Source organism: Stenotrophomonas sp. 2YAF22 (genome assembly GCF_052114665.1).
In the GTDB taxonomy this organism is placed as follows: domain Bacteria; phylum Pseudomonadota; class Gammaproteobacteria; order Xanthomonadales; family Xanthomonadaceae; genus Stenotrophomonas; species Stenotrophomonas indicatrix.
The window spans coordinates 1-9,747 of the sequence record NZ_JBFRFE010000088.1 but is presented as its reverse complement, the minus strand read 5'-3'; the positions used below and the strand labels follow the sequence as shown (position 1 = coordinate 9,747).

At 66.7% G+C, this 9,747-nt stretch carries 9 protein-coding genes; 1 reads left to right on the top strand and 8 read right to left on the bottom strand.

Annotated elements, in window-relative coordinates:
• Nucleotides 1–189 precede the first annotated feature (189 nt).
• On the top strand, nt 190–1,188 hold the full coding sequence (locus AB4Y84_RS05705; protein WP_442244675.1) for a DUF4434 domain-containing protein: 999 nt from the start codon (nt 190–192) through the stop codon (nt 1,186–1,188).
• A 25-nt stretch (nt 1,189–1,213) separates the two neighbouring features.
• Here the strand turns inward: AB4Y84_RS05705 and AB4Y84_RS05700 are convergent, their stop codons facing one another.
• The 8 genes from AB4Y84_RS05700 to AB4Y84_RS05665 form a co-directional block, all read right to left on the bottom strand.
• A complete protein-coding gene (locus tag AB4Y84_RS05700) occupies nt 1,214–2,347 on the bottom strand; it encodes an acyl-CoA dehydrogenase family protein (RefSeq protein WP_442244676.1) in 1,134 nt (377 codons plus the stop codon).
• Nucleotides 2,348–2,351: 4 nt separating this feature from the next.
• Nucleotides 2,352–3,035 (bottom strand): alginate O-acetyltransferase AlgF, encoded by a 684-nt coding sequence (locus AB4Y84_RS05695; RefSeq protein WP_442244677.1) that lies wholly within the window; start codon nt 3,033–3,035, stop codon nt 2,352–2,354.
• Nucleotides 3,032–4,510: an AMP-binding protein gene (locus AB4Y84_RS05690; protein WP_442244678.1), complete on the bottom strand. Its 1,479-nt coding sequence runs from the start codon at nt 4,508–4,510 to the stop codon at nt 3,032–3,034. Before AB4Y84_RS05690 ends, AB4Y84_RS05695 begins: the two co-directional genes overlap by 4 nt.
• A gap of 27 nt (nt 4,511–4,537) precedes the next feature.
• Entirely contained in the window at nt 4,538–4,771 is a 234-nt protein-coding gene (locus AB4Y84_RS05685; RefSeq protein ID WP_032978935.1) for an acyl carrier protein, read from the bottom strand.
• Nucleotides 4,772–4,787: 16 nt separating this feature from the next.
• Nucleotides 4,788–6,368: an MBOAT family O-acyltransferase gene (locus AB4Y84_RS05680; protein ID WP_442244679.1), complete on the bottom strand. Its 1,581-nt coding sequence runs from the start codon at nt 6,366–6,368 to the stop codon at nt 4,788–4,790.
• Nucleotides 6,369–6,381: 13 nt separating this feature from the next.
• The gene (locus AB4Y84_RS05675; protein WP_442244680.1) at nt 6,382–7,506 is read right to left on the bottom strand and encodes an alginate O-acetyltransferase AlgX-related protein; all 1,125 of its coding nucleotides are present in this window, start codon (nt 7,504–7,506) and stop codon (nt 6,382–6,384) included.
• Nucleotides 7,507–7,510: 4 nt separating this feature from the next.
• Complete coding sequence (locus AB4Y84_RS05670) at nt 7,511–8,539, bottom strand: alginate O-acetyltransferase AlgX-related protein (RefSeq protein ID WP_442244681.1); 1,029 nt, start codon at nt 8,537–8,539, stop codon at nt 7,511–7,513.
• 21 nt (nt 8,540–8,560) lie between these two features.
• The coding region (locus AB4Y84_RS05665; RefSeq protein WP_442249859.1) for an NfrA family protein at nt 8,561–9,747 on the bottom strand (1,187 nt) is incomplete at its 5' end.

The following is a 9,747-nucleotide window of genomic DNA, read 5'->3' as shown; positions in this document are numbered from 1 at the left end:
GCGTTCGGCTTCATTGCCTATGCCGCGCTGAAGGCCGGCACCGGCCGCTGGCGCGAGGTGCACCCGGCGGTGTGGCTGGTGGCGGTGCTGTTCGTGCTGCGCTACGCGCTGGAGTGATCCGGTGGGCGCATGTTCACCATGCGTGGCCCGGTTCACCCGTTGCGAACGGTGCTCTGGGATGATGACCGCATGTCCACGCCCCTGCTGCCTCCCGATCCATCTTCGCCACTGCGCCGGCGCCTGCTGCGCGCCGCCCTGCTGGCGCCCGTAGCGGCGGCATTGACCACCCTGCCCGGCTGTTCGCTGCCGGAACAGGTGGACGGCACCTTCCTGCAGCCGTGGCGCAGCCACCTGCAGTGGCGCATGGCCGATTGGCAACGCTCGCTGCAGCTGGCACGCAGACTCGGCTGCAGGCAGCTGGTGCTGCAATGGAGCGGCATCGTCGGTGGCGCCGAGGGTGATTGGCAACTACCCGATACCAGTGTGCGCATGCTGTTCACCGCAGCCTCGGAAGCCGGTATCGCGGTTCGCGTCGGCCTGCCGTTCCAGCAACGCTGGTGGCAGGCCATCGGCGGAGACGACGCCGCACTGCAGGCCTTCTTCGCCGACAGCCTGGCGCAGGCGCGGGCCTGGCTGGCGCAGGCGCCCTGGTCTCGCCTGCAGGCATTCAATGGCTGGTACATCCCCTACGAACTCGAGCAGTACCACTGGGCCGATCCCGCCCGTCAGCAATGGTTGGCGCAGTGGCTGCACGGCATCTCCCAGGCGGCGGTCGAGCGTGGTGGCGACTGCGCGATCTCCTGCTATTTCAGCCGCCTGCAGACCCAGGGCGACCTGGTAACCCTGTGGGATGCCGTTCTCGCGCAGGCATCGGTCAGACCCATGGTGCAGGACGGCGTGGGTGTTGCCGGCGCCGGCAACGTACAGCAGCTGCAGCCGCTGCTGCAGCATCTGCGCACGCGTGGCGTGGCCTTCGATGCCATCGTCGAACTGTTCCGCGAGCTGCCCGGCGAGAACAACGACGGCACCCAGTTCAAGGGCGAAACCGCTGATGCCGCCCGTATCGAGCGACAGCTGGCCTGGGCACGCGACAGCGGCGCCGAGCACGTGCTGGTGTACGCGCTGGACCCTTGGCTGTCGCAGGACACGCCGGAAGCGGCCGCATTGCGCAAGCGGTGGGGGATCTGACCCCGGTACCGACGCGCAAAAAGCGCTACAGCGTGCGGCCGATGATGTCGCGCAGGATCTCGCTGGTGCCACCGAAAATCCGTAGTGCGCGCGCGTCGGCCCAAGCGCGGCCAATTCCATATTCGCTGCTGTAACCGTAGCCACCATGCAGCTGCAGCAGGTCGTCCAGCACCTGCCCTTGGATTTCGGTGGCGTTGAGCTTGGCTATGGCCGCGCGGGTAGGATCCAGTTGCCCGCTGATCTGCTCGCCCAGGCACTGGTCGAGGAAGCTGCGCAGCATCGCCAGTTGTGCAGTGGCCGAGGCCAGTACGAAGCGCGTGTTCTGGTGGTCGATCAGCAGCCGACCGAAGGCCTTGCGCTGGCGCACGTAAGCCACTGTCGCAGCCAGCATGCCTTCGGCCGACGCCGCCGCACGCAATGCGATGGCCAGGCGCTCGGCCGCCAGGTGTTCTTCCAGATAACCGAATCCGCGCCGCTCCTCACCCAGCAGGTGATCGGCCGGCAGTAACACGTCTTCGAAGAACAGTTCGGTGGTGTCCTGCGCATGCTGGCCGATCTTGGCCATCGGGGCACCGCGGCTGACACCCGCAGCGGCCAGGTCCACGCAGAACAACGTCAGGCCGCCGGCACCGAGTTCCGGGGCGACGGTGGCCACCACCACGGCGACGTCGGCATTGCTGCCGTTGGTGATCCAGGTCTTCTGCCCGTTCAGTCGATATCCGCCATCCACCGCGTCGGCACGGGTGCGAACCGTCTTCAGGTCACTGCCGGCATTGGGCTCGGTCATCGCAATCGCGCCGATCGCTTGGCCCTGCGCCATCTTCGGCAACCAGGCATCGCGCACGGCTGGCGTGGCGTACTGCATCAGATACGGCGCGACCATGTCCGAGTGGATCGAGAAGCCGATGCCCAGATAGTTGGCGCGTGCCAGTTCCTCGATCACGCAGGCGGCGTGGCCGTAGTCGCCCCCCATGCCGTACGGCTCGGGCAACTGGCAGTTGAGCAGCCCAGCCTCGCCCGCCGCGCGCCACAGCGCACGGGGTGTGATGCCATCGCGCTCCCACTGCGCGTACCCGGGCGCGATCTGGGCGTCGATGAAGCGACGGACCTGGTCGCGGAACAGTGCGTGGTCCTCGCGGAATACCGGCCGGTCTGCCATCGGATCAGCGGCCCACCGCGTCGGTGCCACTGAGCTGGCCCTGCAGCACCGGTGCGTTGGCGCTACCGGTCAGGAACAGGCTGTAGTGATCGCCGGGCTGCAGCGCAGGCAGTTCGACTGCAGCACTGTCCTTGCCGCCGCAACCGGCCACCAGCCGTGCCTTGACCGGATTGATGCCACGCGCGGCACTACGGCCAGCGGCGACCGCCGGGAACACCACTGCGCCCTTGTCGGCCATTGCCAGCTTGCCCTGGATGCAATTGGCGGCGAGGTTGTAGAAGCGGATCTCGGCCTTGAGGGCGTCACTGCTGCCACCACCGTCTTCGAGCACGTTGAAGGGCTTGGCCGCTGCGCCGGGATCCAGCACCAGGGTGGTGAAACTGCCGGCGGCCACCGCTGGCTGCGTGCGGGCCTTGCCGGCCACGCGCACGCTGAACGGCTTGCCGCCTTCAACGATCGCATAACGGGTAGCGCGTGTTGCCGGCCCGACGTTCTGGTCGGCGCCATTGCCGATACCGGCCTTGAGCACCGTGCTGCCCGGGTTGAGCACGCGCACGAAGGCAGAGCCAGCGGGCGGGCGCGCGGCATACAACTGGGCCAGGCGCCCTTCCGGTGCGCCTTGGGCGAAGGCTGCGCACGGCGACAGCAGCAGCGCGGTGGCGACCAGCGATTTCAGGACAGTGTTCATGCGGGTTTCTCCGTCGTGCGGAGCGTGCGCGCCAGGATCTGGTAGCGCTGCTCCAGTTGCTTGCGATCCACCTTGTTGCTGATCGTCTGCGGCAGCGCATCCACGGCGAACAGCTCGGAAGGGATCATATAAGGCGGCATGTAACGTTCGAGCTGGCCCTTCCAATCCGCCAGGTCCGCTGGCGGACGCTGCAGTGGGCCGGTCTGTGGCTGCGTGGTTTCAACAAAGCCGATCATCCGCACCAGGCTGCCATCGGGCCGCCGTAGTACCACGGCGGCTCCAGCGACGACGCCGGGCAGGCGGGCCAGACCGACATCGACCTCGGCCAGTTCAATGCGGTAGCCGTTGAGCTTGATCTGGTCGTCGCGGCGGCCACGGAAATAGAATCGACCCTGCGCGTCGACATCACCCAGATCACCGCTGCGGTACGCACGCTTGCCGTTGTGTTCGAACAACACGCCGGCATCCAGGTCTGGGCGCTCGAGATAGCCACGCATCACATGGTCGCCGGCCATGCAGATCTCACCATCATCGAGGAACACCTCGGCATAGGGCTTGCCGATGCCGATCGGGAACGGGTTGGGTGCCGCCGCACGCAATGCCGGATCGATTTCCACCCACGTGGTGGAACAGGTGGCTTCGGTCGGCCCATAGGAATTGATGATGCGCACCTGCGGGAAGCGCGCCCACAACTCTTCAGCCACGCGCGGCGTGAGTGATTCGGCACCGAACACGAACACCTGCAGGTCGGGCAGGTGCGCGGCGTCGAAACGCGGATTGAGCATCTGCTGGCGCACGAACGAGGGCGTGGATGCCCATACGGCCACGCGCGAATCCCGCAGATGATCGACGAACTGTTCGCTGCTGGCGATCACCTCGCGTGGGCACAGCACGCAACAGCCGCCCAGGCCCAGTGCTCCGCACAGATCGAACAGCGAGAAGTCGAAGCTGAAGAGCATCTGGTTCATGAACGCTGGCGCCGGGCCGAGCGTCAGGCAGTCGCGGATCCAGCCGGTGAACAGCGCAACGCTGTCGCGGCCGATCTGCACGCCTTTGGGGTCGCCGGTGCTGCCGGAGGTGAACATGATGTAGGCCAGATCCGGCACCGCCAGCGCTCGCGGCGCGTCGGCACCGGGCAGGAACGCGTCGGCGGCAGCATCGTAGACCGCACGTGCGTGCACCAGCGTGGTGATGCGCTGCAGGCGGGCTGGCGGGTTGATGGTGTCCACCGGTACGTAGGTCACGCCCAGGCAGAGGCAGCCGAGCATGGCCACCACGAAGGCGGATTCCTTGTGCCCGGAGATCACCAACGCATCGCCCTGCCCCAGGCCAGCAGCACGCGCACGATCGATCCACTGCTGGGTGGCGCGATGCAGCCCGGCCCAATCAAGTACGCCATCGGCCGCATGCAGGGCGGGTGCCTGCGTGGCAACATCCAGGTCGGCGAAACGGCATTGGTCGAAATCGAAGTACATCGCGCTACCTCCAGTACCCGCGGGCGATCAGCTGGGGCGGTGCTCGGCCACGTAGTCGGCCAGCACCTGCACCGAATCAACCAGGGCGTCGATTTCATCCACCGGCAGGGTGACGCCAAGACGGTCCTTGACCTCGACCATCAGCTGCACCTTGGACATCGAATCGAAGAACGATTCCATGTATTCGTCCGGCTGCACGCGGGTACCAATCACCGCCTCGACGATATCGATGAGCTGGTTCTGGATTGTCTGCTTGTCCATGTTGGAATCCACCTTGTCAGAACTGGAAATAAAGGAAACGGGTTTCTTTGTGCAGGTTCAGCAGGCACAGCGACAGCAGCACCAGCATCACCAGCAGCCAGGCCCAATTGGGCTGCCAGCGCATCCACGCGCGGGGTGCCGGGCTGGGTTTTGCCAGCGCGGGAGAATACACACCCATGATCTGGTGCGCGTTCGGTGCCAGCCAGACAATGGCCAGTGCCACCAGGATGTACAGCAGCTGCAGGTGATGGCCCAGCAGCAGACGCACGCCATCGGCCAGGCCCATGCCTGCGACATGGCCAAGGTTCTCCATGCTTTCCCAGCCGCGCACGCCGAACATGCCCTGCACCAGCTGCCACGCATCGTGCACGCCATCGGCGCGGAAGAACGCTTGCGCCACCAGCACCGCGCCGAAGGTCACCAGCAGGTAGCCCGCGTGCTGGAACGGATTGAGCTTGCGCATCGCGGCCGGCTTGCGACCGCCGACAAAGACCCGCCACGCATGGTTGATGACCAGGTAGGTGGCATGCAGCAGGCCGAAGATCAGGAACTGCATGCCGGCGCCATGCCAGATGCCGGCCAGGCCCATCGCCCACACTGTGGGCAACACGATCATCGAGAAGAAGCCGCCAGCCGATGCCACTGCCGTGGGGCCGGTGGCACGGCCATGGCGGGTGCGCCAGCGGGTCACGGCCATCGCGACCGGGTAGTACAGGTAGGCGGTGATGTAACGGGTGAGCGTCATGTGCCAGCGCGCCCAGAAGTCGATGATGCTGGTGGCCTTGTACGGCGAATTGAAGTTCAGCGGGAAGCGGATGCCGAACATGCGGGCCAGGCCCAGCGCCATGTCCGAATAGCCGGAGAAATCGAAGTACAGCTGCAACGCATAGCTGAGCGCGGTGGCCCACGCGCCCCAGAACTGCACATCGCCGGTGGAGGCGAAGCCGGCATCGGCATACGGCGCGATGCTGTCGGCGAGCAGTACCTTCTTGGCCAGGCCGATGACGAACAGCATGCCGCCGATGGACAGGTTCTCGGCCTGGAAGCGATAGGTCTCGCGCTTGCTGAACTGCGGCATCATCTCCTTGTGGTGCAGGATCGGGCCGGCAATCAGGTGCGGGAAGAAGGTCACGAACAGGACATAGCTGAGCGGGCTGCGGTCGTTGACCACGCCGGCACGGCAGTCCAGCAGGTAGCCGATCTGGGTGAAGGTGAAGAAGGAAATGCCCAGCGGCAGAATCAGTGTGTCCATCGGGCCGACGTTGAAGCCGATGTCGTGGACGAAGTTCACCATCGCCGCGAAGTACTTGTAATGCACCAGCAGCAGGATGTCGGCGGCCACGCCCAGCGCAGTGGCCAGCAGCTGCAACCGGGGACGTTTGGCCAGCGCCAGGATCACCAGGCTGACCAGGTAGTTGAAGACGATCGAGCCGGCCAGCAGGATCACGAACTGCGGATTCCACCAGCCGTAGAACACGATCGAGGCCACGCACAACCAGAGCGCGGCCAACCGGGGCTGCAGCGCGCCCAGCAGGTAGTGCACACCCAGCGCGATCGGCAGGAATATCAGCAGGAACAGGAAAGAGTTGAACAGCATGGTCGGTCGGCGCTCAGTCGATACCGGCCAATGCCTTCTGCTCGCCTTCGGTCAGCGGCAGGGACAGGGCCATTTCGGAAAATTCCCAGATAACCAGTTTCACGGTAGGCGGCCACGTCGACTGCTGCGGCAGTGCCGCCAGCAGTGCGCCGGAAAACTGGCCGCCGTCCATGCTCTGGTTCCACACTTCGCGCCCCAGGCCATGGCCCAGGCGTTCGGCAAACAGGCTGCGGCGGCCGTTGGAGCTGCCCAGCAGCAGCACCTCCACCGGCGGGGTTTCGTCCAGCAGGCCGCCACTGCGCAGCGGCGCGATGACCTGCTCCGGCTCCAGGTCCAGCGGCGGCCGCCATGATGGCGGTGCGTGTTCCAGGCCCGCCAGCACGATCAGGTCGCCCATGCGCGGCTTCGGTGTCCCCAGTGGCCCAACCTCGAAGGCCTGGCTGCCCTGCCCGCCCAGCAGCGGCAATGCCACCGCGCTCACCGCGTCGGCCGCGCGCTGCGCGCCAATGCGGTTCATATGCACGTCGGTACGGAAGAACACCGGCGCGTCCTGCCCGGCCAGCACCGGCAGCAGGTCCACGCTGGCCACGTTGGCAGCGGACAAGGCCTGCTGCCACTGCCCGTAGCGCGCACGCATCGGTTCGGAATAGCGCAGGCCACAGGTGTGCGCCTGCTCGATGCGCGACTTGTCCGGCACCACCACCACCAGCAGCTTCGCACCGGTGGCCTGCAACTGCTGCGACCAGTGCTGCATCAGGCGCACGCGATCGTTGAATACCTTGGCACCGGCACCCGGCTGCGGACGCAGGCCATCGCGATAGAACAGCCAGTCCGGGCACCCCAGCGCCACCTGCTCGCCAAGATCGCCCAGCAGGCGATAGCGCACGGCGGCCCCCAGCAGGTCGCCCTGGGCCTGGATCGGCAGCCGCAGGGCCTGGTTGATCGCCTGCCCGGCTTCGCCATCTGCCCAGCGCGAGGGCAGCAGCTTCTCGGCCGGCAGCTTGGCGTTGGCCAGCATCCAGGCACCGGCGCAGACGCCGATCAGCAGCAATGCCGATACCACCACGGCGGTCAGCCGATGGGCACGCGGTGGGACAGCAGGTGGCAGGGGCGCGGGCGCCCCGGGACGGGCATTCATCGGATCACTGCCCCAGCGCCTTGTGCAGGCGTGCCTTCCATTGTTCGGGGGTCATGATCGAGGCGTTGTCCCACTGGCCGCGTGCATCCGGGCCCTGCGGGTAGGACGGTTCGAACATCTGCCAGACCAGCACCTGCGGCTTGTTCTGCTTGAACGCGGGTGATTCCAGGTACTCCAGCAGCATCACCCAGTGGCCGACGTTGCCGGGCTTCCAGTTCACCGATACCGGGCGGTCGATCAGGTTGGACAGCTTCTGCGGGAAACCGAAATACGGCTGCACCATGCTGTGGCCGGTCACGTGCACCGGCGCCGGTGCATCATCCAGCAGCGACTGCTGTTCGGCCTGGCGGCGCACGGTGAAGGTATCGCGGCCGATCGCCTTGCGCTGTTCATCGGTCAGGAACAGCTCGGCCAGATCGCCGAAGCGGCGTTCCTTGATCTCGCTGCCCAGCGGCATGCCGCTGCCGGCCTGCCCGGCCAGGGTCGGCACCTGCTCTTTCACCTTCGCGGCGACGGCAGCGGCCACTGCGTCGGCGGCCGGCTGGGTCCAGTGCTGATCGCTGCGATAGAACACCTCCTGGCCGCCCTGCTTGACCTGCCGCATCGCCTGCAACGCATCGACAGCCGGCACGTGGGCATTGACCAATCCCTCCAGTTCCAACGCATAGCGACCACGCACCGCATCGCCCAGGCGCTTGCCATCGGGCAGCTTGTCTTCATAGAACAGGGCCTTGTCCGGCAGCACCAGCACCTGCAACTTGACCCCGGCGGCGGCCAGCGTGCGCTGCGCCTCGGCGATCAGCGCCGTGTTGCGGGCGACGGCGGCACTATCGACGTCGGTCAGGCTGCCCCAGGCCGGGAACAGCCAGCCATCCTTGCCAGTCAGCACGATGGACGAGTCCTGTGCGGCGGCGGCGATGGTGGTTGCAGGCGCCTGTGCCTGCACGGAATTGACCAGGCCCAGCGCGCACAGTGCGGCCAGCAGGAGCATGCGCGGACGACGCGCGGTGGTGGAGAGCGGAACAGGCTTCATCTGCAGATCCTTCGTGCGGAGTCAGTAGTAGAGGGTTGCGGTTGCGAACAGGCCCTTGGCCCGCTGGGTATCGCCGCCGCCGATGGCGAAGCGGTAGGACACCGACAGGTCCAGGTAGGAGCGCGCCGCGTTGTAGTGGTCTTCGCGGAACCAGTAACGGACGCCGACGCCAGGACCGGCCCCGAGCGACCAGCTGCGCTGGGTGTCGGACAGGTTGAACGACTGCGGCCCGATGCCGGGATAGTCGATGCCGCGCACCCGCGAGCGCTGGTCCTGCCAGTCCGCGCCCAGCACCAGGTAAGGGGTCAGCAGCCAGCGGGTCTGGTCGGCACCGAAGCGGTAATTGCGCCCGGCCCGCAGTTCTGCCGCGGCGAAGGCCTGCTGGCGGCGCAGGCGGCCATTGGATTCACTTACGCGCTGGGACGGCGCGCCGTTGGCGTCGAGTGCATCGACGGTGAAGTGGGCACGGTTGTCATCCCAGCTCAGGCCGGCCTGGGCGTAGCCGCTGATCGTCCACCACTGGGTGACGTCGGTGCGCACGCCGGTGCCGTTGTAGAACCCGTAGGTGGCGTAGGTCATCCAGCCACCGGCGCTGTCGTTGAGCCGGTAACGGGCCAGCAGGTTGGCCTGCAGCGGGCGTTCGGATTCGATCTGGATCTGGCAGCGGATGGCGGCGGAGTCGGCATAGATGCCGCCGCGCCGGGTCGCGCTGCCGAGGAACTGGCGGCGTTCCAGGCCGACGCTGAGGCCGGTCTGGCCGAAGGCATAGCGCACGCCGAACGAACCAACGGTGGATGGCCAGCCGGCGATCGAACGCGAACGGCTGAGGCGCTCTGCGCGTTCACGGTTGTCCGGCGTCGCCTGCCCGGTGCAGGGGTCGGTGAACAGCAACGATTCGAACGTACCGCCTTCGTCGTACAAGGTATTGGCGATGCGCGCGTAGGCTTCCAGCGTGCCGTGCTGGTTGTTGGTGGCCTGCGGCCGCCAGAAGGCTTCCAGCGTGCTGAACACCGAAGCGCCGGGCGTGCTGATCGATGCCCCGCCCAGGTTGGTGGCTGCTTGGCGCGACCCACGGTAGCCGGCCGAGGCGGTTACGCCCCAGTCGCGCGAGTAACCGGCGATGGCACTGCGCGTGTTGTAGCGCTGCGCCTTGTCCAATGGCAGCTGGCCGGCGTCGGCAGCGTCGATCGCGCCGCGCAGCAGGGTCA